The organism is Bradyrhizobium sp. USDA 327, from assembly GCF_041262065.1.
GTDB lineage: Bacteria > Pseudomonadota > Alphaproteobacteria > Rhizobiales > Xanthobacteraceae > Bradyrhizobium > Bradyrhizobium liaoningense.
Genome location: NZ_JBGCCW010000001.1, coordinates 6,332,714 through 6,355,313, shown reverse-complemented (window position 1 = coordinate 6,355,313; position 22,600 = coordinate 6,332,714). Strand labels below are relative to the sequence as shown.

Here is a 22,600-nt window from a genome sequence, read left to right as displayed (position 1 = left end):
GCAAGGCCTAGCCTCGACTCCGTTACACCGACCGCCAACCTTCCAGCCAAGCCGCGCGACGCGCGCCATCAAATCGCGCCGTAGCTAGCGCGCTTGGCTGGAAGGACGGGGGGCCCGTTACCCCATCTATGTCGATAGGCCGCGCGCGCAGCTCGACTACTACCCCACATCAGGTTCGGCACCTATGGTGTACGCGCTTGGCGACTTCGGTGCTCAGTTGCTTACCGAGGGCGGCGCTGAGTTTGCAAATTGCGAGTGGAGCCGGAAAAATCGGGAAGCGGGCCGACCATTTATTGAGCATCAGCTGGAGATCGTCGAGTTTCACATAGCGCTAGAACGGTCCACGCGTGGCCGGAGTGACGTACGGCTCATTCATCCCGAAGAGATTATTGCGAGCCCGCCTGAGCGCACCCGCAAAAAGCGAAACCCGTTCACATTGCGAGCTACGATCTCGCAGAGCGAACGCGCGCACGAAAGCGTCACCAAGCCAAGCACCCATCCAATTACAGTCGCCACTTCGACGGGACGACCGATAAGATTTGGAAATGCATTCCACACAAGTAAGTCAGCGCCGATGCCTTCATTATATACGTAAATTTCAAGGAGCGCAGCGGAGGCAGCAAAGCTCAACAGCGCGGCGATCAACGCGAGACGATAGGCCCTTCCTCGTCTCCAAGATCGCATAGACAGCCGCCAAGCGTGATCTCTACGATGTTGAGGATGCCGCGCCATCTCAATGCGAGTAACGACATGGGCCAGAGCCGACTCGCATCTGAGAGCGCTGGTTCAATTCCTGTCCTCTGCGAGACCTCATCTCAAAGCGATCTTCTACCTTGAGGTATCGCACACCTTCCCTGGCGCCTCGGTCTCTAAGATTAGCAATCTCGTCAAGCAGCGATCTCCTGGTCGTTTCAAGATCATGCAAGGCCGCATTGATCTGCGACTCGTCGACGAGGCTCACCACGCCGCCAGTGTCCGGAGTCCGTCCGGCGCATCATTTGCGGCTCGGGAAAGCCATTTTTGCGAGAAACCAAAGGCCGAAAACGCCGCCGCGAGATATGCGGGAACTGGGCGGTCTCGCGTACCCGCGCAAGCTCGTCCCATGGTAGGCCCCCGTGAAAGTTCAAATCAACGACGACACAGCGCGGTCGTCGAGGACGCACACAGAAGACCCTGTTGAAATCGCACCGCCGGAGTCTGAACGCGTCAGCGCGCGTACCGCACGTAAGAATGAAATGCTGCGCAAGGCCTGCCCCGCACATTCAGCGCGCGCGGGCCACTGTCGGGCACTGGCTGCGCCGACTGTCGGTATTGAGACCAATGTCAGCAACTTGACGCTACACGCCGCGACGAAGTGCCTGCATAGCCTGTGAATTCACTTCGGCACGCGACTTGCTCTCTTTGTGGCATCATCACCAATCGCACTGCGATGGTCTTCGGGGCGGACTCGGCGCGCGTCGCTGTCAGTGTCTAGTCCGCCCGACGGTTTGCTGCGGCGATAACTTAAGGGCGCTCGGTCGTGGGCCGAGACAATACAGGGAAGTGTTGGATGCGATCTGGAGTATTTCTGGTAGGAGCCACGACAATTGCGCTCGTCGCAAACGGTGCTGCGAATGCGGCAGACCTTGAGCCAGAAGTGAAACTGCCGCCCGCGGTGTGGAACTGGTCGGGAGGCTATATTGGCGGGCACCTCGGCGGCGGGTACGGCCGAACCTCCTTCAGCAATCCCTACGGTCAGTCAATCTATGGCGATGTCGTCGATACCCCGGTGTTTCTCGCGGGTGGCCAGGTCGGCTACAATTGGCAGAAGAACGGCTGGGTCTTTGGTATCGAACTCGATGCCAGCGGTGCTGTCTCAGACGGCACGAATACTTGCCTCGCCCCCTCCGGCTTTGTCGTGAGTGCAAACTGCAAGGCAGGTTCCAACGTCTTTGCCACCGGGACCGGCCGCATCGGTTACGCGTTTGGCGCGCTGGGCCACACACTGGCCTATCTCAAGGCTGGCGTAGCCTGGCAAAACAATCGGGGCGACGTCGTCAACAACGATGAACACGGCGCGCCACAGGAGAAAACCCATTTCGACTATGGTCGCCTCGGTGGCGTCATCGGGCTGGGCGTCGAGCAAGCGCTTACGCCTGCATGGTCGATCAACGTCGAGTATGACTATCTCCATTTCGGCGGGCCGAGTGTCGCAACGCCTCCGACGGTGCAGAATCCGCCGTTCGCAATTCTTCCGGCGAACATAACCAGCCTCTCCAGCAGCTATCACATAGGAAAGATCGGGTTGAACTACCATTTTGGCGCCGACCCGTGGGCGGTGCAATGGCCCGACCCACAGCTGTACACAAGAGCCCCCGCCAGCGCGCCCCCGATTGCTTACACGGCCGGTTGGTCGTTCGAAGGCGGATCGCGGCTCTGGCTCAGCCGGGGACGCTTCCAATGGGACCACAGCGCCCGCGGCCTTGATGACCTCAGCAACCTTGGATCGAGGCTCACCTATCACGGACTTGACGGACTTTCCGGGGAGCTATTTGGCCGTCTCGACAGCCCGTGGGGGGTGTTCCTGAAGAGCAACGTCGGGATTGGTCGCTTCAACGAAGGAAACATGAACGATGAAGACTGGGTCGGCTACTATAGCAACACGATACATGGCCAGGCAAACGGGAGGTTCACCTATTACACGGCCGATGCCGGTTACGATTTCCTGCGCGCCGCCAACTACAAGGTCGGGGGATTTATCGGCTGGACCTACTACGAACAGAGCTCCGACTCGAGGGGGTGTGTACAGATAGCTCACCCGCGTCCATGCTTGGCGCCGGACGACGACAGGGTTACTGGAAGCCAGAATACTCAGTGGAATGCGCCTCGTGTCGGCCTAAGCGCCGAAACCATGCTGACCGAGCGCTGGCGCTTGAGCACGGACGTCGCTTACCTGCCTTGGACCGATTTCAAAGGGCGCGACAATCATCTCTTGCGCGACGAGACTACCTTCGCTGAGCAACGGGGCAATCGTGGCGGCGGCGTTCAGATTGAAGGCGTCTTGTCCTACTTCATCACCAGGAACTTCAGCGTCGGCGTCGGTGGCCGCTATTGGGCGATGTGGACCAACAGGCGGAGCGACTCTTTGTGCAGCGGCAGCAGCTGCGTTGGTGCACCACCCATGTTTGCAAAGTACAGCATGGAGCGCTGGGGTACGTTCTTTCAGGCGTCCTATAGGTTCGATTGAAAAGATCACACCTATAGCCAAGCTCCAGGCCTCTTCGACGCTAAGAAATGGCGCAAATCGAGTAAGGATCATCAGCCATGTCCTTGCCGGTCGCGGGCATTATCCAACTCGAGCAGTTCGATCTTGAGCGCATGGTCTTGCGCGAATTCAACTGCTCCGCGATCCGCGTCCACGCAGCAGTGTTCCTCTCGCGCGCCGCCTGCGTCGGCATCGCGCGGTGGTGTTGCACTTGGACCTTTGCCATGGCTCACACTCCCAAATAGCCCGACCGCACGATCCGGCGCGCGCACGCGGGAAATTCCGGTGCGTCGGCGGCACGTCATTGGGCGGCGGTGGGTTCTCGTTCGTCCTGGCGGGGGCCTCTCGCTCTCGCGGCAAGCCAACCCGCTGCATGTTCATGAGGGAGCTGGTCGCAGCCAGCATCGCTTCGCAGTCGAGAATGGTTGTGCTTGGATCGCCTGCCCCACTCCGGTCGTCTGGTCGGCGATTTGATCCGCGCCTCGGACACGATCTGGTGGCAATAGCCGTCATCGATGCCGACCGGCACATGCCACGATCCGGGAGTTTCCGGCGGCCAGCGCAGTCGCTCGTGCACCCAGCACTTCCAGTGATCGGTATAGAGCCGCACCAGATCGAGACCGAACTTCGCTGCCTTGCCGGATCGATTGACCTCGATCTTGGACAGCAGCAGCGGCACCCGCATCTGCGCGCTCGATCCCTTGGTCGGACGGACGCGCTTCGGAAAGCGGCGGCAGAATTCGTAAACGCGATTGAGCGGCAGAGTGTCCGCCTTGCCCGGGCGAAAGCCGTTATCGACGAATGTCAGATGGATCGGGACGCAATCGATCGGGGTGGAGATCAATTCCGCGAGCTGGTCCCACACCTCGGTCTCGGCGGTATCCCCGCGCAGGTAGTCGCAAAAGGCTCTTGTTCGATTTGATGCCGGTGAGCACGAAGCCCGCCGCGCGATAGATCGTCCCGTCGCCGCACTGGCACCCATTGGCGAACGAGATCACCCATTCGATGTCCAGATAGTGCTTTTTGATCATCCGCATCGCGACCGCCAGCGCGCGGCTCTCGGAATTGCGCGGCAGCGCCTCGGAGAACGCCAGCCGGTTCAATTCGAGAAAGCCGTTCCACGATGTATCGCGCACCAGCGCTTGAATGTTGCTCTTGTCCATCGACGGGCCGAAGGTCATCGCGCCTTCAAGGCGCCCGCCGAGGAACACGCCGAGCGAAAGGAAACCATTGTTGACCGTCCTGTGGCTGCAATGCAGCCTGATGATCAGTGCGTCCGCGTCCTTCTTCGAGATCGGCGCGACGCGGATTTCTTTAGCCTGTCCCATGCCTAGCTAGGTCACTCAATTCGTAATGCATGATTCGAGCCGGTTCGGCAGTCACGGCGTACCACCAACCCACAACAGCCTCACGGAGCCGCCAGTGCTCTGAATTCATTTCCGCTTTCGGGGCATAGCGGATAGGGCCGGACTTGCTGCTGGCTCGACCCGGTCGTGAATGACCCTGGCTGTTCTCTAATTCCGGGCGTGGGGTCAAGCTCTCCTTGAACATCCTTGCCGGGTCCATGGTTCTCTCCGCGGTAGGGGCGTGCCCTCCGCATGATGGCGTAAGATGACGCTGGCGGATCAATGTGTGAAGCGCGCTTTGCTTTTTCGAGCGTCGCAAAGCCAGGGGCGATCTCACCAACGCCAGCGTCCCGGCAGGGACGTTCGCTCCCGCTGGTCGGCGGGAACTCGTTATCCTTTATGCAGGTTGCCCAGCAGCATCCTTTGATGACCATTTGAATTCGGTACCATCGATCCACATCCGATGCAGAATGACGGCAAGTTTGCGGGCAACCGCAACCTTGGCTTTGCGTAGCCCGCTTCGTTTCGCAAGCCGAATGCCCCACGCCTTGAGTGCTGACCATTTTGCTACGCGTGTGAGCAGCACATTGGCCGCCTCGTAGAGGTAACCTCGCAGCATCTTCTCGCCGCATTTCGAGATTCGGCCCGTCCAGTCAATCTCGCCGGATGCGTATCGGCGGGTCGTTAGCCCTGCGTAGGCTCCGACGCTTCGTGATCTCTTGAAGCGAGCGGGGTCATCGATCGTCGCAAGGAAGCAAAGGGCCGTGACCGGGCCGATGCCAGGAGCCGTCATGAACCGACGCACCTGAGCATTATTGCGAGCCAGCCGCAGCACCTTGCGGTCAAGGTCCACAATCTGTTGCTCGATGGCCTCGCGTGCCTTCAGCAATGGATCTACCGCGGCAAAAAGCTCTGACCGATCCTCGGCCAACTGCGCGGCGCGCACAGCAAACATATTCATCTTTGCTCGTCCGATGACGAGGCCAAGATTCTTGACGAGCCCCCGGATTTGATTTTCGATATCCCGCTTGACCTTGACGAGCAGAGCTCGACTGACGAGAAGAGCTTTGGTCGCATGACTATCGAGATCTTTGACGCAAACCTCCTTGTACCAACCACATTGCATGATACGCGCTATGCCCGCAGCGTCATTTCGGTCGCTCTTGTTGATCTGCATCTTCAGAACCGCCTTCGCATGCCTGGCGTCAATGCAGACGATGGGCAACCCCATCTTATCCAGCTCGGTCCACAACCATGTCGATGTTGCTCCGGTCTCGAGTCCAATCCGAACGACGTGTGGCGCATGCAATTTGATGAACGTCGCGATCGCCTCCGGGGCAGAAGCAACCACTCCTTCGCGCTCGACCTTTCCTGACCGATCGACGACGCAGATCGAAGTCAGTTTCAGCGATACGTCTAATCCGACATAGTGTTCCATTACCTCTCTCCTTCATTGCAAGGCCCTGAGGGAGGGCCTCGTCGATTCCAAGAGAGCTGATTCCCAAAGCCTGAGTATGGCTCGAGCCCGGAATTACCCCATGTGTGAAAACGGCGGGCTGCTGTTATGATTCTCCTGTGATTCTTTTGTGGGAATCGATGAGGCGCTTCGTTGAAGAGGCGGATCGTGGGCAGCGGACGCTGTTGCCCGAATGCCTCGATGACTTCATTGACGAGAGTAACCCTGTTCGGGTGATCGACGTGTTTGTCGATGCGCTCGGTTTGGCTGAGATGGGCTTTGAGGGTGCGGAGCCGGCGGCCACCGGTCGGCCGTCGTACCATCCCTCGGTGCTCCTTAAGCTTTACATTTACGGCTATCTGAACCGAGTGCAGTCGAGCCGGCGGCTGGAACGAGAGGCCGGGCGCAATATCGAGGTGATGTGGCTGCTGGGTCGGCTCGCTCCCGATCACAAGACGATTGCGGACTTCCGCAAGGACAACGGCCTGGCGCTGCGCAAGGTATGTGCACGCTTCGTCGAACTCTGCCGTGAAATGGGTCTCCTCGCGACATCGAGCGTCGCCATCGATGGCAGCAAGTTCAAAGCGGTGAACAACCGGGACAAGAACTTCACGCGGGCGAAGGTGGAACGGCGGCGAGCCCAGCTGGAGGAGAGCGTTGCGCGCTATCTGAGCCAACTTGACTGCGTATTTCGCAAAAACTGGACAGTGGTTTCGCTAACTAAGGGACAGTAGTTTCGCTAAATCACGGACAGTACTGCTGCGGCGGGCTTTCGGTTGCCTGATTGAAGTTACTTAAGATTGGTTTCGCTGTTTTCGGCGCTGGTCAAGGGGGCGCGGCTTTTTTCCTCCGCATGCTGTCGCCTTCGAGGGCGATGCGGTGCGCATTGTGGATGATGCGGTCGAGGATGGCGTCGGCGATGGTGGGTTCGCCGAACACGGCAGAGTACCCCTATTCTTGAACGGGTCGTGTCTCACGTCACGATCACTGACCCGCATCATTTCCTATTTGGGCACCGGCTTGAGGTGCTGAAGGAGCGGTCGGGACGCGGTCCCGCCTACGTCGTCGTCGCGCTGCCGGACGGACGTCCGCGGGCGGTTCGGATCGGGTCGACCGATCTTGCCGAGACGGCGATCACTTCCTGCCCGGACGCAGCCGATCTGCCGCGCGTCAGTGCACGGACGCTGATCCCATTGATGCAACATTTGAGCGCGAGTCTGAGCTTTCTCGACGAGAAGGTGATTCGCGATGACCCACCGACCGTTTCCAGGTCGCGTTGCGTATCGACCCCTGCCGACGTTAGCAAATCCACCCGGCCATCCGACGGCTGGCATTCCGCGCCTGTGGCCGAATCTGTCGACCGCGACGCAAACCCAGATTGCGCAAACAATCGCCGCGCTGATGCGGCGAATGCAAGCGAACCCCGGCACGCCCGGAAGGGGACTGGGTCGTGCTGATCAGCTCGAACATCGCTGACGAGCGGCTCACGACCGCACACCGAGCCAAGTTGGCCTATGTCTACGTGCGGCAGTCATCCGTGAACCAGGTGCGCCAGCATCAGGAGAGCACCGAGCTACAGTACCGCCTAGTCGATCGTGCCATGGGTCTGGGTTGGCCGCCTGAGCGCGTGCAGATGATTGACGAGGATCTCGGCAAATCCGGTGCTGGCGGCGTGGATCGTCATGGTTTCCAGAAGCTCATTGCCGAGATCGGCCTTGGCAACGCTGGTCTGGTGGTGAGTCTCGATGCTTCTCGCTTGGCCCGCAATAACCGGGACTGGCATCAACTTCTCGAACTGTGCTCGGTATTCGGCGTGCTCATTGCGGATGGTGAGCGGCTTTACGATCCGCGCGCCTATCACGACCGCCTGCTGTTGGGCTTGTCCGGCATCATGAGCGAGGCGGAGTTGCATCAGCTTCGGATGCGCCTGCACCAAGGGGAACGCCAGAAGGCGGCGCGGGGCGAACTGCGGCTGCCCCTACCAGCCGGGCTCGTCTACGATCGAGCGGGCACAATTGTTCTCAATCCCGACGAGGAGGTGCAGGCCCGTCTTCATCTCGTGTTTGCCAAATTCCGGGAACTGCAAAGCGCTCGCCGTGTGATGCGCTACTTGGACAGGAACGGATTGTCCTTGCCGCTTCGACCGCTGCTGGGGCCATCTCCACATGAGATCGTCTGGCGTGCGCCAGATAGTGCACGCGTCCTTAGTATCCTTCAAAACCCGGCTTATGCTGGGGCGTATGTTTATGGCCGCCGGCAAAAAGATCCGAGCCGATGCCAGCCGGGATCGCTGACGGGAACGGTCAAGGTGGCGATCGCGGATTGGGCAGTTTGCCTGCACGCCGTTCACCCAGGCTATATATCGGCTGGGAGGAGTTCATGGCCAACCAGGGGCGACTGGCAGATAACGTCTTCCGCTATGAGGCGGGACATGCTGGCGTGCGGCGCAAGGGGGCAGCCCTGTTACAAGGAATTGCGATCTGCGGCCGTTGTGGACGGCGCATGAGCATGCGCTACACGGGCCCGAATGCCGACTATCCGGTCTATTGCTGCCGGTCGGATCGGGACCAGCAAGGCAGCGCCCTGTGCCAGGAAGTCCGGGCCTTGGCCGTTGATGCCTTGGTCGAGCGGGTAGTCCTCGATGCCCTGGTGCCGGATCAGATTGAGATCGCACTCGCGGCCGCGGGCCAACTGGAGCAAGAGAGCCGTCAGCTCAAGCGCCAGTGGGCGCTTCGCGTGGAGCGCGCCCGCTACGAGGCCGAGCGCGCTCGGCGTCAGTATGACGCCGTAGAGCCCGAGAACCGTCTTGTGGCGCGCTCACTTGAGCGGGCTTGGGAAGACAAGCTGCGTGTCGTCGAGGCTGTCGAGCAGCAGCATGCGCGTTGGCGCGCGCAAGAGCCGCTTCTGATTGGCCCGGCGGAACGCGCAGGGCTACAAGCGCTCGGAGAGAACCTGCCGCGGATCTGGAACGCGGCTACCACGTCGGCAGCCGATCGCAAGCGCATTCTGCGATTTGTCATCCGCGAAGTCGTTCTTGATCAGAAGCGGACCCGAGGTCAGGTGTGGCTCAAGATCGTCTGGCAGACCGGCGCAACCAGCGAGCATCACGTGCAACGGCGCGTTCACACCTACCGCAATTACATCGACATTGATCGGTTGCGGCAACGGATCGTCGAGTTGAATGCTGAACACAAAATGGATGCCGAGATCGCGGCAATACTCAATCAGGAAGGCTTCGTCGCGGCCCGAGGCTGCGCCTTCAAAGGCGAGAACGTCTGGCTGTTGCGGACCCGCTGGAGCATTCCTACCGTCAAAATCAACGGCGTGGACAAGAATCCGATGCGCTGGCCCGATGGGAGCTTCTCAATTCAGGGCGCAGCTGCCGAGCTCGGTGTAACTCCGCAAACGGTGTTCGATTATCTCGCGCGCGGAATGCTGACAGGTCGCCAATTAACCAAAGGCCAGCCTTGGCAGATCGAGCTCTCAGACGAACAAATGAGTCAGCTTCGCAACCGGGTACGACGCACCAAGCGTTCGAAGAAGGAGGCATCATGAAGTCATCGGCTCTCCAATGAGCACATGCCACTGGTCCACGGGGAGCTGGCTAGTGACGATGGTGGAACGATGACCGTAGCGATCTTCGAGGATTTCCAGGAGGTCGTGACGGGCGCCGGCGTCGAGCGGCTCGAGCCCCCAGTTATCGAGGATCAGCAGATCGAAACGGCCGAGCCCGCGCAATAGGCGAGGATGGCGGCCGTCGCCGCGCGCCAGAGCGAGGTCATCGAACAGCCGCGGAACACGTTGATAGAGCACGGAGCGATTGTCACGGCAGGCCTTGTGGCCGAGCGCCGAGGCGAGCCAGCTCTTGCCGACGCCGGCCGGGCCGCAGATCAGCAGGTTGGTATGGTCATCGATCCAGCGGCCCTCAACAAGCTTGGCGAACAGCGGGCGGTCGAGGCCGCGCGGGGTGCGGTAGTCGATGTCCTCGACAAACGCTTGCTGGCGCAGCTTCGCGTAGCGCAGGCGGGTGGCGAGCCGCTTGTCGTGGCGCAGCGAGGCTTCACGTTCGAGCAGCAGCGCGAGCCATTCGGCGTGGCCGAGGCTTGCGGCCTCGCCGGTTGCTTCGATGTCGGCGAAGGCTTTGGCCATGCCGTGGAGGCCGAGGGCGTTGAGGCGGTCGAGGGTCGGATGAGTGAGCAAGGGATGGTCTCCTAATTGTAGTAGCGCGGTCCGCGGATGTTGGCATGCAGGATTGGCGGGTCGTCCGCGAAGCGCTGGTGAGCGGGACGCCGATCGAGATTGTTGGCGAGAATCGACTTGACCGAGCCATAGGTGCGCGCGCCGATGTCGATCGCCCGCGCAGCCGCGGCGTCCAGCCGTTCGCGCCAATAGGAGGCGGCGAGCCTGAGGATGCCGAGGCAGGCGCGGAAGCCTTGCTCGGGGTGCGAGCTCTCGTCGAGAATGAGTTTACACAACGCGCTGGTCGCCGGCCCAATCACGGCGGCATCCTGGCGGATACGTGCGATGGTCCAGCCGGCGTAGCGCCGATGGCTCGAAGCCATGTGCTCCGGCACGGTGGTGTGCTTGTGATTGCCGCTCATGCGCTGATGCGCGGCGATCCGCTCGCCCTTGTGGAAGATCTCTACGGTGCGAGCAGTGAACCGTACCTCGACCTCGGCGCGCACAAAGCGATGCGGGACGCTGTAGTAATGCTTCTCCACCTCGACGTGGTAATCGAGGCTGACGCGGCGGATCCGCCACTCCGCGAGCAAGGCTTGAGCGCCGGCCGGTCGATCTCCTCGAGGAGCCTGCGGCGCGTCACGCCGAGCCGCCGGATCGGCCGCTCCTCGTTGAGCCTCCTGAGCAGCTCGCCGATCGCCGCATTGACCTCGGCCAGGCTGTAGAAGGTGCGATTGCGCAGGCGACCGAGAAGCCAACGCTCGACGATGAGGACGGCTTGCTCGACCTCGGCCTTGGAGAAAGTCGTCGACTGCAGGCCGTGTAGGTACGACCCGCCAAAAGGTACGGATCACCATCCCTTCCATCCGCTGTGCGGTCGCATGTTCGATCTGATCTGCCGGCGGCGACATTGGGGCGAAGACCGGGTGATCTATGAAGGGCAGAATGGACGACTTTGCACGATTGCGAGCGCCTGGACCGACATCGATCCCGGGGATGAGTTTCGGCTGATTGCCGCGGGTCGAGCAGCCTTTAGGACCATTGATCTGCTGGCCCTGTGTGATGCGCTGGATAGGCTTGCCGAGGGATTGAGGTCCTACGATGCGTAAAGAGAATTGCGCCGCGTATGTAAAAGGAATGACGCCGCACAACCGCAGCCAAACGAGGGATTTTTAGAAGTTTGTCAGCCAGGTATCAGCATATGGTGCTGACTTTGGGCTTGATCATCAAGATATAGGGGCGTGTTTATATTTACGACGATTCGAGGCCACGCATGAGGAAGGCCAAAAAACAGGATACGAAGAGCGCGGCGCTGGCGCAGGACGGCGTCCTCAATCCCCCCGAAGCTGTCCGCGACCTGCTGTTCGTCGGCAATCCATTCTTCGATGCCAAGGACTTGGTCCAGGTCCGTTACGAGATGGTGCGGCGCCATCAAGTCGACGGCGTTGCCATCAGCGAAGCCGCCGCGACGTTCGGCGTCACCCGCCCAACCTTCTACAAGGCCCAGAGTGCGCTGCAGCGCGCAGGAGTCGCCGGCTTGCTGCCGAACCGGCGAGGCCCCAAGGGGGGCCACAAGATCTCCGCCGAGGTCATTGCGTTCGTAGCCGACCTCAAGGCTGCAAGCCCGAGCTGACGACACCGCAATGTCTCGATGCGATCGAGACACGCTTTGGCGTCACGGTGCACAGGCGCAGCCTGGAGCGGGCGCTGGCGCGCAAAAAAAACGACTTACTTCAACCTGATCGTTCCGCCGGCGGACGCCACGGACCGTTACGAGGAGCTACGCGCCGCGGTATTGCGAGGGAGCTCGCCGCCTGCTTCGGCCTCGGCATTCTTCGCCGCCAAGGGCTCGCTGCATGGATCAGAGCGCCGCCACGCCGAGATGGCGTACTGCGATCATCCGACCACGCCAGCGATCAAGATCGATCCATTGCCTGCAGCGGGCGACCTCACGCGCCTCATCGCCGGCATCATCATCGCCATTGCAATGGAGCCCGCCCATGGCTGAGCTCAAAGTTACTACCGAGCATCTCAAGCGCGCCGCCTACCTCTATGTCCGCCAATCGACCCTCCGCCAAGTCGCCGAGCACGGCGAAAGCACGCAGCGCCAATATGCGTTGCGCGCTCGGGCTATCGCCTCGGGCTGGCCGATTGAACGCATCCACGTCATCGATTGCGATCTCGGCAAATCAGGGTCAAGTACGACAGCACGCGAGGGCTTCCAGCAACTCGTGAGCGAGGTGGCGCTGGGCAAGGCCGGCATTGTCATGGGTCTGGAGGTCTCGCGGCTTGCACGCAACTCGGCTGACTGGCATCGCCTCATCGAGTTGTGCGCGTTGACGATGACGTTGATCCTCGACGAGGACGGAATCTACGATCCAGCAAACTTCAATGATCGCCTCCTGCTCGGCCTTAAGGGCACGATGAGCGAAGCCGAGCTGCACATCCTCAAAGCACGCATGCGCGGTGGCCAACTCAACAAGGCGCGACGTGGCGAGCTCGAGATGTGCCCTCCAGTCGGCTTGGTTTACCGGAACGATCGGACCCTCGGCCTCGATCCTGACGCCCAAGTGCAGAATGCCATCCGTCTCGTGTTCGACACCTTTGAGCGGATCGAAAGTGCCGTGCAGACCGTCCGCTTCTTCCGAGAGCAGGGTCTGTTGTTCCCACGTCGATTGCGCGCAGGTCCAAACAAGGGAGACCTCCTGTGGGCGCCGCCGAATCATGCACGGATCCTGCAGGTGCTCCACAATCCACGCTACGCCGGCGCCTTCGTCTATGGTCGCACGCGCACACACGGTACAGACCGCGACGGCGGCAGCAGTGTCGTCAGGGTTGCTAAGGCGGACTGGCAGTTCGTCATGCCGGGCATGTACCAAGGCTACATCGACTGGGAACGGTTCGAAGCCAATCAGCGGCGGCTCGCCGACAATGCCCGCGCCTTCGGCGGCGAACGGCGCTCGGGGCCGGCACGCGAAGGACCGGCGTTGCTGCAAGGTCGCGTGGTCTGTGGCCTCTGTGGCGAACGCATGGGTGTGCGCTACAGCCAAGAGCACAGCCGCATAGTGCCGACCTATGTCTGTCAAGCTAATGCGGTGCGACGCGCGGGATGGACATGCCAAACGGTTCCCGGGAAGCTCGTCGATGCTGCGATCGCCGACCTGATGATCGAGCTGATGACACCGATGAGCCTGGCGGTCACTTTGGAGGTTCAGCGCGAGCTCAAGGCGCGCGCCGCGCAGACTGACGCAGCGCGTCGCCAGCATGTCGAGCGGATGCGGTATGAAGCTGAGATCGCGCGTCGGCGCTACATGAAGGTCGATCCCGACAACCGCCTTGTCGCCGATGCGCTCGAGGCGGAATGGAACGAGAAGCTGCGCATTCATGCCGATGCGGCCGAAGACTACGAGCGCCGCAGCAAACAGCAAGCCGCAGCACTGAACGCCGAGACCCGACGGCGCATTCTCGATCTTGCCGAGCAACTGCCACGAATCTGGCACGACCCGCGTGTCGACGTCCGCGAGCGCAAGCGTATTGTGCGTCTACTCATTGACGACGTAACCCTGATCAAAGCGGAGAAGATCACTGTTCACGTGCGCCTGTCGGGCGGCGCGACGCGCTCCTTGGTGCTCGAACGGCCGTTGCCTATCGCACAGATCCGCAAGTTCAAACCCGAGCTCGTCGCCGAGGTCGATCGTCTCCTTGACCATTACTGCGATCGTGAGATCGCTGAGATTCTCAATCAGAACGGATGGCGCACATGGGAGGCAAAGCCGTTCAATCTGAAGAAGATCGCCTTCGTTCGAGGTGCCTACAAACTGGCGAGTCGATACGATCGACTGCGCCACTGTGGTATGCTCACGACGCGCGAGGTCGCAGCGAGGTTTGGCATTGCCAAGACCACCGTGCAGGAGTGGGGCCGTCAGGGGCTCATCAAACAGTGCTATGCTGACAGCCTTAACCGTGGACTGTGGGAGATCCCATCAAATACGACTATCCTTAAAGGCCGCGGCGGCCGCCGCTCCCGCAAACCACAAACAACATCTATCACCGCGCAACTGTCAGGATGAGGTGCAATATGAAGCAATCGCCTTGTCGCGCGGCTTGCGCGGCCGCGCCGGCAAGATGGCGGTGCCGTAATGCGCCGCCATCTCCGCATAGGTACGATTGATCTGCGGGTCGTACAGGCTCGCCTTGATGACCGCGACCTTGGTGTTGTCGGGCACCAGCAGCGCCGGTATGCCCCCGATCGCCGCGAAGGCGCCAACATGGGCGCTGATCCAGTCGGCGAGCCCCTGCGTCCACGTCGCCTGCGCGTAGGTGAAGCTCGATGCGCCGAGCACGGCGACGAAGATCTGCGCCGTTCTGCGCTCACCGGTCAGGCGGTCGACCACCACCGGCACGCCATCGCCGGCATAGTCGACGAACAGCTTGTCGCCAGCCACATGGGCCTGGCGCATCGTCACCGACAGACGGCCCTCCCAGGCGCGGTAGAGCTCACAGAAGCGCGAGTACCGGTATCCGCCGGGCTCGGTGGCGATATATTCCTCCCACAGGATCGACAGCGTCACGTGCTTGCGTTTGAGCTCGCGGTGCACGGTCGCCCAGTCGGGCTCGGCGATGCGGCGGTGACCCTGACGGTTGCCATTGCCGGTCTTGGCGAACAGGCGAAGTTCCAGAACCGTGTCGGTGACGTCGTCTGGCAACGGCCAGCTCAAGCCCGCGGCCTCGAACCGCCGGAGCGCCAGCCGCACCGTCGAGGGTGCCGCGCCCCACCCGTCGCGCAATCTCGCGGCTCGGCAGTCCGGCCGCCTTCATTCTGATCACATCGCGCACACGGCGCATCGCAAGCCTCTCCGTCGGCATCCAGGTCCCCTTCGCAAAGCCGAAAGGGTTGACCCTATGGGAGACCAGAAGAGGTCTCGTCACCCGGGCGACATCATCCCGGAATGGTGGGCGACATCATCTCGGAACGGGCGGGCGACTTCAAATCGGAATGGTGGGCGAGATCATCTCGGAATCATGGGCGACATCGATCGGAATCCGCAGCTGAGGAGTCCGCGCGCCGGTTTTTGGCCGATGCGGCTTCCATTGCGACGCGAATCGTTCGTAGCTTTGCTCGGCCTGGGTCAACATCTCGCGGTCGCGCAGCGGCTTGATGTTGTAGGCATAGGCTGGTCCGCGGCGGCTACCTTTCTGTTGCGGATGTCCGGCTTGAAGTTGCATCGCGCGGGTCTTGTTGGCGACCAGCGCCGGGCGCGTCCATGTAATCCTCGTCCTTCGTCAGCAAATGAGCACAGGGAGCTCCGAGCCACGGCCACCGCGCCTTGCCTGCTGCCCAGGCCGCCTCGACCAGCATGGCGCGCGCATGACTACGGCCGATCTTGCTGATACGGCCGTGGTGGGCTGCCTGACGATCTCGAGACGCTGAAGGCGATGCTGCTTGCCGAGCGGTGCGAGAGCGAACGACTGCGTCAGATCATCAAGGAATTGCAGCGACATCGGTTTGGCCGGCGGGCAGAGACGCTGCCTGAAGATCAGATGTTGCTGCCTCTGGAAGACGTCGAGCAGCTCGCAGCCTACAGCGAGAAAACGGGTTTCACCGGACCAGTCTCCAAGCCGCGATCTCAATCATCGTGCTGCTCTTCTTTCAAGCGCTGACCTTCGGCCCGGTCTGGTGGATGTGCCACATCGAGAGCGCGGGGCACTTCGGTGAACTGGGACGAACTCCGGTCGATCCTCATCGTGAGCACGGCCGGCGAGATCCTCGGCATCGTCTGCGTCATCAGAGTGTTTGCTCCGGACAGTTGGGGGCGAAACGTCTGGTTGATCTCGTCTCTGATCCCGGCCGGTCTTGCCGCGGCATTCTTCTATATCTGATGGAATAGCCGCGATGGACCTCGTTTTGTTTGGGCTTGTCTTGCTGGGATCCGCGGCGGTCGCGGTCGGCTTCGTGGTCGTGAATGTTTCGACGTCGCCCGATGACGTCAATCTCGGACTCGGCTCAGCGCTTCTTGGCGTGCTCATCCTCGCGCTCTGTCTTGTGCTCGCCAGCGTGACAAAGGCATCGGCCTGTGATGGCGCCAGCCACTCCGGTGCATCCTCGACGACTAGGAGGAACTGATCCGGCGTGCCCGCGCCGCGATAGACCCGTCATTGCCCTCCAAGTTGCGACGGTAACCAAGGGTTGTCGCGGAGAAATCCGCGGCCTCCCGAACTTGCGACCCAAACCGCAACCTTGCCCGGCTGTCCCGAGAGGGATGGCTGGGTTTTTTGCGTTTCTGGACCGCTCTCCGTATCAGTCCGGATCTGACCGGCAATCGACTGGTACTGTGTCTGGTTGCATGAACGACGACGTGATTTCCATCAAGCGCAGATCGCTGTTTCCAGTCGCGATGATTTTGCGGGTTGGCATCAGCCTGCTCGCGCTCGCCTACGAGGTTGGCGCTCTCATCGCGCAGTGTGCGCACTCCGCGTTGGCTACCCCGAAGCGAGACCTCGGGGCTGGGGGCCATGGGGTGAGGTCTCGCCGTCGTGCGGTGGTTGGGTTTCTCAGGCTGAGTCGTCAGCGAACGCCCTTTCGAGCAGTCCGTCAATAGGTACGTCCGGCGAGCGCTCCGCGCTGAATGATTACACCAGCGGTCGCCGGCGGCGGTCTGGTCGTTCATGGTGGTCCTGCCCCCGGTGGTACCGAGATCATAGCGGGCACGCCCGGAACCAAGGCCGCCTGCGAAGCCACGACCGTGGCCACCAATGGGAGACAGTGACTATTTGAAATGAACTTCAGGTCGCATCTCGGCAAAGATCCCACAGCGAGAGCCTCGCGTGTAAGATAAGTCGCTGCCAATCCATTCCAGGATCTCGCAACACGATACCAGTGCTCTTTTCGGGTTGGCAACAGTTGAAGCTTTCTTTGCGCCTTGCGTGCAGCCGCAAGCTTTCCGTCGCGCTTAGCTTGTTCCAGTTTCTTACGCTCTAGTTCTTCGATTCGTTTCCATCCAACCCCGCTGATTCTGCCCTCGGCAAAGTACTCGAAGGCGAGCCGGAAGCTCAGAGCACGACCCGCCGCGGCCCTTGGATCCAATTCTGGTTCGGTCAACCAACGCTGAAGAGTGTCAAGCTCCTCCGACCCGCCCGGCGTCAGGGCGTCACTCTTCCTAAAGATCAAGAATGTCACGTATAGCGACCTCAAGTTGCGTGTCTAAGTCTTGTAATTCCAGCCAGCGGCTGATTGCTTCTAAAGGAGACATGGCTTTAGCTCTGCTTCCTCGCTGTCGCGCTTAGAGTCCTCGCGATTGGCAAAAGGTGGGTTTGACCGCGATTCGGATCAGAGAGCGCTGCGTTGGTCAACTACAAGACAGGTGACGGAAATTAACCGAAGCCATCCTTCCTACCAGACGATTGATTCCATGAAACCTACATCGCGGAACCTATCGGCTTATGGCGGATTTTGGTGTGATTTTTTCAATCGAACTTACAGGACGCCTGAAAGAACGTACCCCAGCGTTCCATGCTGTACTTCGCAAGTACGGTCGGTTCACCGTCGATCCATTGGACGAGACCGAAGCGGTCGAGAGTGGTAAGCGTCCTCAGCGGACGGTCCAGGCGTTGCCAGCCGCCGGCCCGGTCAGAACCGTAGTAGACGATCAGGAAATCCTTCTTGCGCCCGAGCTCGGCGATTCCGCGCTCGACGCGCTCGATCGTCGAAGCGGCCCCCTGCCGTTGTAGACGGGTTCGGCCAACTTCCTGTTCTTGTGCTCGACGGCTTCTCGCGCTACATCGTCGCTTGGCGGCTTGGTCCCACGATTGCTGCCTCCGACGTCACAGTCACGCTCGACCAGGCGCTCCTGGCCTCTGACCTCGACCGCGTCACGCAACGGCCGAGGCTCCTAACCGACAATGGTTCGAGTTACGTGGCAGATGATCTGGCCAGGTGGCTCGAGAAGAAGGCATGCAACATGTGCGCGGCGCTCCGTATCATCCCCAGACCCAGGGAAAGATCGAGCGCTGGCACCAGACCTCAAGAGCCGCATTCTGCTCGACAACTACTGCCTGCCCGGTGACCTCGAAAGACAGATCCGGGCCTTCATCGAACACTACAATCACGTCCGCTACCATGAGAGCATCGACAACCTCACGCCTGCCGATGTCTACTTCGGCCGGGCTGGGGCAATCCTCGCCAAGCGAAAACGCATTAAGCGCAATACCATCGCAACCCGCCGCTTGCAGCATCAATTGCAAGCAGCTTAAACTCTAACCCTGATGAGCCAGAGCCTCCCTTCTCGAAAAGCCTGATCAGTCTTCAAATTATCTGACGACGGACAGTAGTGATAGGGCTGGCCTGTTTGCTGTGACCGCGGAGACCAACTGCCGCGCCTTGGCCGCTTCCCTTATTCACGAGAACTGGAAAGTAGCGGCTTCAATCGGCGAGATCGAGTATCGAGAGCGAGATGTCGCCTAGCTGCTAGCCAGTCTTCTCTCTCTCGTTGGAGTCGAAGGCTGGATTGATGACGGATTGGGAAACGATCCATTTTGCCATTATGACCGTGATCCCAAGCTCTTTTTCCGTCTCCACCCTTGCTGCGTTGAGTGCTGCGACCGCTTGCGTTTGATCGACAAACGAACCCTCCAAGGTGGTGTTCGGAAGAGCAAATAGAGTGTCGTCATGGTCCAGAATCCAGGGTGACCAGCCGTACTCGATCGCATTTGTAAGAAAGTGTTCGTGCGGGTCTGGCCTGGCCTCTTTTAGATCGTACGAGGCAATAAATTTGGGCATCATGGTTGCTCCACCCTGCGGCGCACACACGGACTTGGAGGCACGCGGACATGTCTCGGCGCCATGTGGAGTTAGAACCCGAAGCTGTTCCTACCGCGCCCGTGCGCCAGTGAAGTTGGCGGCGGTGACTCGGCGCTCTCGCCTCCGGAAGCGCTGTCCTTACCACGCGCTGCAAACTTCGGTGGCCAGCCTTCGCCCTTGGATTAGCGAGACCGACCACCTCCCCGAGAGGCTCAATTCCCAAGGGCGCCACCAAGCAGTATCGCTGAGAACGACCGGAAGCACCTACCAAGATTGGTTGGTGCCGATCTAATGTGGCCTGGGCAAATGCGCCATGGCGACTGAATTAGATACGATTTTTGATGTGATTGAGCGTCACCGCGAGCTTTCCGCGCAGCACGCCGCCGCGGCATCGGTATCCTCGAAACTTGTCGCAGGTCCCGAGTTTGATGCCGCCGACGCGATCAGCGAGGAAAGAAGGTTGGCTCTCGAGGAGTATGCAGACGTGCTCATCCACTCCAAGCCGACCACGCTTGCGGGCGTGATCGCCCTGAGCCGCTACGTAGCCAGCCTACCGGCTTGGCTGCTGTCTGATGAATATGATTGGCATCAACCGTTTCTGAGGACGCTAGCGGATGCGGTGGATGAGATCAGTGTGAGGTAGCGCCACCTCTGGAATTAAACTGGCCGGTGCGCATGAAGCGCAAGAGAGCTATCGCTGAAAGTTGATGACGGCGGGAATCGGAAAGGCGGCTTATCGTGAGGGAGCTTGACGCCTCCACTGCTCCACCGAAGGAGCGATATGCCGTGTCCAACGATAACGTCATCCAGCCGATTCAGCCAGGAATCTTTGACGATCAACTCACACAAGTCTTGCGCACCGGGGCACGTGCCCTTCTCGCCAAACGCGGTCGAGGCCGAAGTCGCAGACTTTCTCGGCCAGCATGCCGATTTGAAGACCGCGGACGGCCACCGGCGCGTCGTGCGCCACGGTCACCTGCCGGAGCGCGAGGTGATGACCGGCATCGGTCCGGTCGCTGTTCGTCAGCCGCGTGTACGCGTTCGCGAGGCCTTACGATTACCCACATTTTGAGTCAGAGTTTCGCGCCCGTTGTGATATCGATGAATCGCGATAATCCGCGCCACATGATCAGATTGAACGAAGCCGCTGGCGCGGCATTTGAGGAGAGGTGGTAACGGCCGCCTCCTGTCTGAGAGGATCGAGGTTTTCAGAGCCCAACCCTTCAGACAGGAGGTTTTCCGATGGCCCAGCTGAGCCCTCTCCGCCGACGCATGATCGAGGACATAACGGTCCGCAATTTGTCGCCGGCGACGCAACGATCATATCTCAACGCAGTATCGAAGTTCAGCCGATATTTTGGCCGATCGCCCGACCATTTGGGCTTGGAGGACGTCCACGCGTTCCAGGTTCATCTGGTGGCGACGGGGATCTCATGGCCTGCCCTGAACCAGATCGTCTGTGCGTTGCGATTCTTCTACGGGGTGACGCTCGGCCACAGCACGATCCCGGAGCGCATCGCCTACGCGCGGGAGCCACGCAAGCTGCCGGTCGTGCTAAGTGCCGACGAGGTGGTGAGCTTTCTGGAGGCGATTCCGAGCCTAAAGAGCCGCATAGCGTTGACGACCGTCTATGCCACCGGATTACGCGTGTCGGAGGTGGTTTTCCTCAAGATCGCGGATATCGACAGCCAGCGGATGGTGATCCGGGTCGAACAAGGCAAAGGCGGCAGGGACCGTTACGTTATGCTCTCGCCGCAGCTTCTGAAGATTCTAAGGGCCTATTGGCGGCTAACCCGACCGACACGCTGGCTATTTCCCGGCCGCGACAGTGAGCGGCCGCTTGATGCGACCGTGCTGCACGCGGCATGCCGCTCGGCCCACATCGCAGCCGGTCTGAACAAGCGCGTGACGGTGCACACACTACGGCACAGTTTTGCGACCCACCTTCTGGAGAACGGCGCCGACATTCGTGTCATCCAGGTGCTGCTCGGCCATGCCAGCCTGCAAAGCACGGCACGCTACGCCCAGGTCGCCACCAAAACGATCAGCCAGACCCCGAGTCCGCTTGACCGGCTGCGATTGGAGATCGTTCCACCCGGCTGATCGGGCCTCATGGGCCCGGCTTTGGAGGTGGCGGACATATTCCGCCGCCACGGCGAAGCTTTTCGACAGGCGCATGCCGGTCACCTCGGCCGTGTCGAGCGACGCGTGATGGGCGCCATCACGGCGTGTCGGACGGCCGTGCTCGGTGGCCACGTCGAGCAATGCGACGACTGCGGTGCGACGCGCATCGCCTACAACTCCTGTCGCAATCGGCACTGTCCGAAGTGCCAGGGCGCGGCGCGCGCGCAATGGCTCGCCGAGCGGCAAGCCGAACTCCTTCCCGTGCCGTATTTCCACGTGGTCTTCACCTTGCCGGCGCCGGCCAGAGAGATTGCTTTCCAGAACAAGGCGGTGGTCTATGCCATCCTGTTCCGCTCCGCCGCGGAGACGCTCACCGCCATCGCGGCCGACCCCAAGCATCTCGGCGCCCAGCTCGGCGTGACCGCCGTCCTCCATACCTGGGGCCAGACCCTGCAACACCATCCGCATGTCCACTGCGTCGTGCCTGGTGGTGGACCTTCGCTCGACGGCACACGCTGGGTCGCTTGCCGGCCCGGCTTCTTCCTGCCGGTGCGCGTCCTCTCCCGGCTGTTCCGCCGCCTGTTTCTGCAAGAGCTGCAAGCTGCCTTCGTGGCTGGCCAGTTGGGCTTTTTTGGTGATCTCGCCCATCTCGCCGATCCCGCCGCATTCAGACAGCGGCTCGATCAGCTCCGACGGACCGACTGGGGCGTCTACGCCAAGCCGCCATTCGGCGGGCCCGAACAGGTGCTGACTTATCTCGGCCGCTATACGCATCGCGTCGCCATCGCCAACAGTCGGCTGATCTCACTCGCCGATGGTAAGGTGAGCTTTTCCTGGAAGGACTATCGGCGGAATCGCAAAGCCAAGGTGATGACGCTCGATGCCGGTGAGTTCATGCGGCGCTTTCTCCTGCACACCCTGCCGGACGGTTTTCACCGCATCCGCCACTATGGCTTCCTCGCCAATGGCGGACGCAGCGACAAAATCGCCCTCTGCCGTCAGCTCCTCGCTGTCCGCCATCTTCCGCCAGATCCAGAAGCCGATCCCCTCGTCAAATGCGAGATCCCCGCCTGCCCACATTGCGGCGGCACCATGCGGCGCGTCGACGTCATCCCGCGAGCCTGCGCGCGCGACCGTCCGTTTCGTTGTGACACATCATGACCAGCGCCTGCACCATCCACCCCTTCCGTGATCACCTGCTCGGTGGCAGCGTCCGAGGTCGCCGTGGCCGCGCTCGTCACCGCTCACCCCGCCAATTCGGCCGCGCATCCCAGCGCCACCAATCCCTCGCTGCATCGCGCCCTTGGCCCAAGCAATGGCGCCGCTCACGTCCGATCAATATCGCGCCGACGCGCGGCGACCACAGGCGCGCCTTCCCCGCAGCCACACCGGCTGCACTATTCCCATAGCGCCCACAACTCCGCGGCTTCGTTCAATCCGGCTTCTATGAGGTC

21 protein-coding genes and 8 pseudogenes are annotated in these 22,600 nt (G+C 61.0%); 19 read left to right on the top strand and 10 right to left on the bottom strand.

Features of this window, described 5'->3' with window-relative positions:
- The first annotated feature begins 97 nt into the window (after window positions 1-97).
- The 3 genes from ABIA42_RS30080 to ABIA42_RS30070 all read left to right on the top strand — a co-directional run bounded on the left by ABIA42_RS30080 (window position 98) and on the right by ABIA42_RS30070 (window position 3,489).
- Window positions 98-595 (top strand): replication-relaxation family protein, encoded by a 498-nt coding sequence (locus ABIA42_RS30080; protein WP_370143818.1) that lies wholly within the window; start codon window positions 98-100, stop codon window positions 593-595.
- Window positions 596-1,549: 954 nt separating this feature from the next.
- Window positions 1,550-3,226 (top strand): outer membrane beta-barrel protein, encoded by a 1,677-nt coding sequence (locus ABIA42_RS30075; protein WP_370118354.1) that lies wholly within the window; start codon window positions 1,550-1,552, stop codon window positions 3,224-3,226.
- 77 nt (window positions 3,227-3,303) lie between these two features.
- Window positions 3,304-3,489: a hypothetical protein gene (locus tag ABIA42_RS30070; RefSeq protein WP_370118355.1), complete on the top strand. Its 186-nt coding sequence runs from the start codon at window positions 3,304-3,306 to the stop codon at window positions 3,487-3,489.
- A 56-nt stretch (window positions 3,490-3,545) separates the two neighbouring features.
- Here the strand turns inward: ABIA42_RS30070 and ABIA42_RS30065 are convergent, their stop codons facing one another.
- The 3 genes from ABIA42_RS30065 to ABIA42_RS30055 form a co-directional block, all read right to left on the bottom strand.
- The gene (locus ABIA42_RS30065; RefSeq protein WP_370118358.1) at window positions 3,546-4,109 is read right to left on the bottom strand and encodes a terminase gpA endonuclease subunit; all 564 of its coding nucleotides are present in this window, start codon (window positions 4,107-4,109) and stop codon (window positions 3,546-3,548) included.
- The gene (locus ABIA42_RS30060; protein ID WP_370118360.1) at window positions 4,036-4,425 is read right to left on the bottom strand and encodes a hypothetical protein; all 390 of its coding nucleotides are present in this window, start codon (window positions 4,423-4,425) and stop codon (window positions 4,036-4,038) included. Before ABIA42_RS30060 ends, ABIA42_RS30065 begins: the two co-directional genes overlap by 74 nt.
- 562 nt (window positions 4,426-4,987) lie before the next feature.
- Window positions 4,988-6,028 (bottom strand): IS110 family transposase, encoded by a 1,041-nt coding sequence (locus ABIA42_RS30055; RefSeq protein WP_370118363.1) that lies wholly within the window; start codon window positions 6,026-6,028, stop codon window positions 4,988-4,990.
- 158 nt (window positions 6,029-6,186) lie between these two features.
- Here ABIA42_RS30055 and ABIA42_RS30050 point away from each other — a divergent pair.
- A pseudogene (locus ABIA42_RS30050) lies at window positions 6,187-6,741 on the top strand (transposase); the annotation flags it as partial.
- A gap of 130 nt (window positions 6,742-6,871) precedes the next feature.
- Here ABIA42_RS30050 and ABIA42_RS30045 read toward each other — a convergent pair.
- Window positions 6,872-6,985: pseudogene (locus tag ABIA42_RS30045) on the bottom strand (ATP-binding protein); the annotation flags it as partial.
- A gap of 511 nt (window positions 6,986-7,496) precedes the next feature.
- Between ABIA42_RS30045 and ABIA42_RS30040 the strand changes: the two are divergent.
- Together ABIA42_RS30040 and ABIA42_RS30035 are read left to right on the top strand one after the other, a co-directional pair.
- Window positions 7,497-8,552, top strand: a complete 1,056-nt coding sequence (locus ABIA42_RS30040) for a recombinase family protein (protein ID WP_370118365.1) — start codon at window positions 7,497-7,499, stop codon at window positions 8,550-8,552.
- On the top strand, window positions 8,549-9,601 hold the full coding sequence (locus ABIA42_RS30035; RefSeq protein WP_370118368.1) for a hypothetical protein: 1,053 nt from the start codon (window positions 8,549-8,551) through the stop codon (window positions 9,599-9,601). The genes ABIA42_RS30040 and ABIA42_RS30035 overlap by 4 nt, the downstream gene beginning before the upstream one ends.
- Window positions 9,602-9,607: 6 nt before the next feature.
- Here ABIA42_RS30035 and istB read toward each other — a convergent pair.
- Window positions 9,608-10,246: pseudogene (gene istB / locus ABIA42_RS30030) on the bottom strand (IS21-like element helper ATPase IstB); the annotation flags it as partial.
- Window positions 10,247-10,257: 11 nt separating this feature from the next.
- A pseudogene (locus tag ABIA42_RS30025) lies at window positions 10,258-11,066 on the bottom strand (IS21 family transposase); the annotation flags it as partial.
- Between ABIA42_RS30025 and ABIA42_RS30020 the strand changes: the two are divergent.
- From ABIA42_RS30020 to ABIA42_RS30005, 4 genes are all read left to right on the top strand, one after another.
- Complete coding sequence (locus ABIA42_RS30020) at window positions 10,993-11,334, top strand: DUF5372 family protein (protein ID WP_370118370.1); 342 nt, start codon at window positions 10,993-10,995, stop codon at window positions 11,332-11,334. The pseudogene ABIA42_RS30025 and the gene ABIA42_RS30020 overlap by 74 nt on opposite strands.
- A gap of 164 nt (window positions 11,335-11,498) precedes the next feature.
- Window positions 11,499-11,858 (top strand): helix-turn-helix domain-containing protein, encoded by a 360-nt coding sequence (locus tag ABIA42_RS30015; protein WP_370118374.1) that lies wholly within the window; start codon window positions 11,499-11,501, stop codon window positions 11,856-11,858.
- Window positions 11,859-11,894: 36 nt separating this feature from the next.
- Window positions 11,895-12,233, top strand: coding sequence for a hypothetical protein (locus ABIA42_RS30010; RefSeq protein WP_370118376.1), 339 nt, complete (start codon window positions 11,895-11,897; stop codon window positions 12,231-12,233).
- Entirely contained in the window at window positions 12,226-14,295 is a 2,070-nt protein-coding gene (locus tag ABIA42_RS30005) for a recombinase family protein (RefSeq protein WP_370118379.1), read from the top strand. The genes ABIA42_RS30010 and ABIA42_RS30005 overlap by 8 nt, the downstream gene beginning before the upstream one ends.
- Window positions 14,296-14,313: 18 nt before the next feature.
- Here ABIA42_RS30005 and istA read toward each other — a convergent pair.
- The 3 genes and pseudogenes from istA to ABIA42_RS29990 all read right to left on the bottom strand — a co-directional run.
- A pseudogene (gene istA, locus ABIA42_RS30000) lies at window positions 14,314-15,070 on the bottom strand (IS21 family transposase); the annotation flags it as partial.
- A gap of 141 nt (window positions 15,071-15,211) precedes the next feature.
- Window positions 15,212-15,451: a hypothetical protein gene (locus tag ABIA42_RS29995; protein WP_370118382.1), complete on the bottom strand. Its 240-nt coding sequence runs from the start codon at window positions 15,449-15,451 to the stop codon at window positions 15,212-15,214.
- The gene (locus ABIA42_RS29990) at window positions 15,414-15,608 is read right to left on the bottom strand and encodes a hypothetical protein (RefSeq protein WP_370143817.1); all 195 of its coding nucleotides are present in this window, start codon (window positions 15,606-15,608) and stop codon (window positions 15,414-15,416) included. Before ABIA42_RS29990 ends, ABIA42_RS29995 begins: the two co-directional genes overlap by 38 nt.
- A 53-nt stretch (window positions 15,609-15,661) precedes the next feature.
- Between ABIA42_RS29990 and ABIA42_RS29985 the strand changes: the two are divergent.
- From ABIA42_RS29985 to ABIA42_RS29965, 5 genes and pseudogenes are all read left to right on the top strand, one after another.
- Window positions 15,662-15,823, top strand: a pseudogene (locus tag ABIA42_RS29985) (transposase); the annotation flags it as partial.
- 114 nt (window positions 15,824-15,937) lie between these two features.
- Window positions 15,938-16,105, top strand: coding sequence for a hypothetical protein (locus tag ABIA42_RS29980; protein WP_370118384.1), 168 nt, complete (start codon window positions 15,938-15,940; stop codon window positions 16,103-16,105).
- Window positions 16,106-16,118: 13 nt separating this feature from the next.
- Window positions 16,119-16,349, top strand: a complete 231-nt coding sequence (locus ABIA42_RS29975; RefSeq protein WP_370118387.1) for a hypothetical protein — start codon at window positions 16,119-16,121, stop codon at window positions 16,347-16,349.
- 1,316 nt (window positions 16,350-17,665) lie between these two features.
- Window positions 17,666-17,953, top strand: a complete 288-nt coding sequence (locus tag ABIA42_RS29970) for a hypothetical protein (RefSeq protein WP_370118390.1) — start codon at window positions 17,666-17,668, stop codon at window positions 17,951-17,953.
- Between the two features lie 26 nt (window positions 17,954-17,979).
- A pseudogene (locus ABIA42_RS29965) lies at window positions 17,980-18,475 on the top strand (transposase); the annotation flags it as partial.
- Between the two features lie 214 nt (window positions 18,476-18,689).
- Here the strand turns inward: ABIA42_RS29965 and ABIA42_RS29960 are convergent.
- Complete coding sequence (locus ABIA42_RS29960; RefSeq protein ID WP_370118392.1) at window positions 18,690-19,004, bottom strand: hypothetical protein; 315 nt, start codon at window positions 19,002-19,004, stop codon at window positions 18,690-18,692.
- Between the two features lie 331 nt (window positions 19,005-19,335).
- On the opposite strand from ABIA42_RS29960, the gene ABIA42_RS29955 reads away from it, so the two are divergent.
- From ABIA42_RS29955 to ABIA42_RS29940, 4 genes and pseudogenes are all read left to right on the top strand, one after another.
- Window positions 19,336-19,665 (top strand): hypothetical protein, encoded by a 330-nt coding sequence (locus ABIA42_RS29955; protein ID WP_370118395.1) that lies wholly within the window; start codon window positions 19,336-19,338, stop codon window positions 19,663-19,665.
- Window positions 19,666-19,760: 95 nt separating this feature from the next.
- Window positions 19,761-20,073, top strand: a pseudogene (locus tag ABIA42_RS29950) (IS256 family transposase); the annotation flags it as partial.
- A gap of 191 nt (window positions 20,074-20,264) precedes the next feature.
- A complete protein-coding gene (locus tag ABIA42_RS29945; protein ID WP_370118398.1) occupies window positions 20,265-21,125 on the top strand; it encodes a site-specific integrase in 861 nt (286 codons plus the stop codon).
- Window positions 21,126-21,134: 9 nt separating this feature from the next.
- Window positions 21,135-22,307, top strand: coding sequence for an IS91 family transposase (locus ABIA42_RS29940; protein ID WP_370143693.1), 1,173 nt, complete (start codon window positions 21,135-21,137; stop codon window positions 22,305-22,307).
- The last annotated feature ends 293 nt before the right edge of the window (window positions 22,308-22,600 follow it).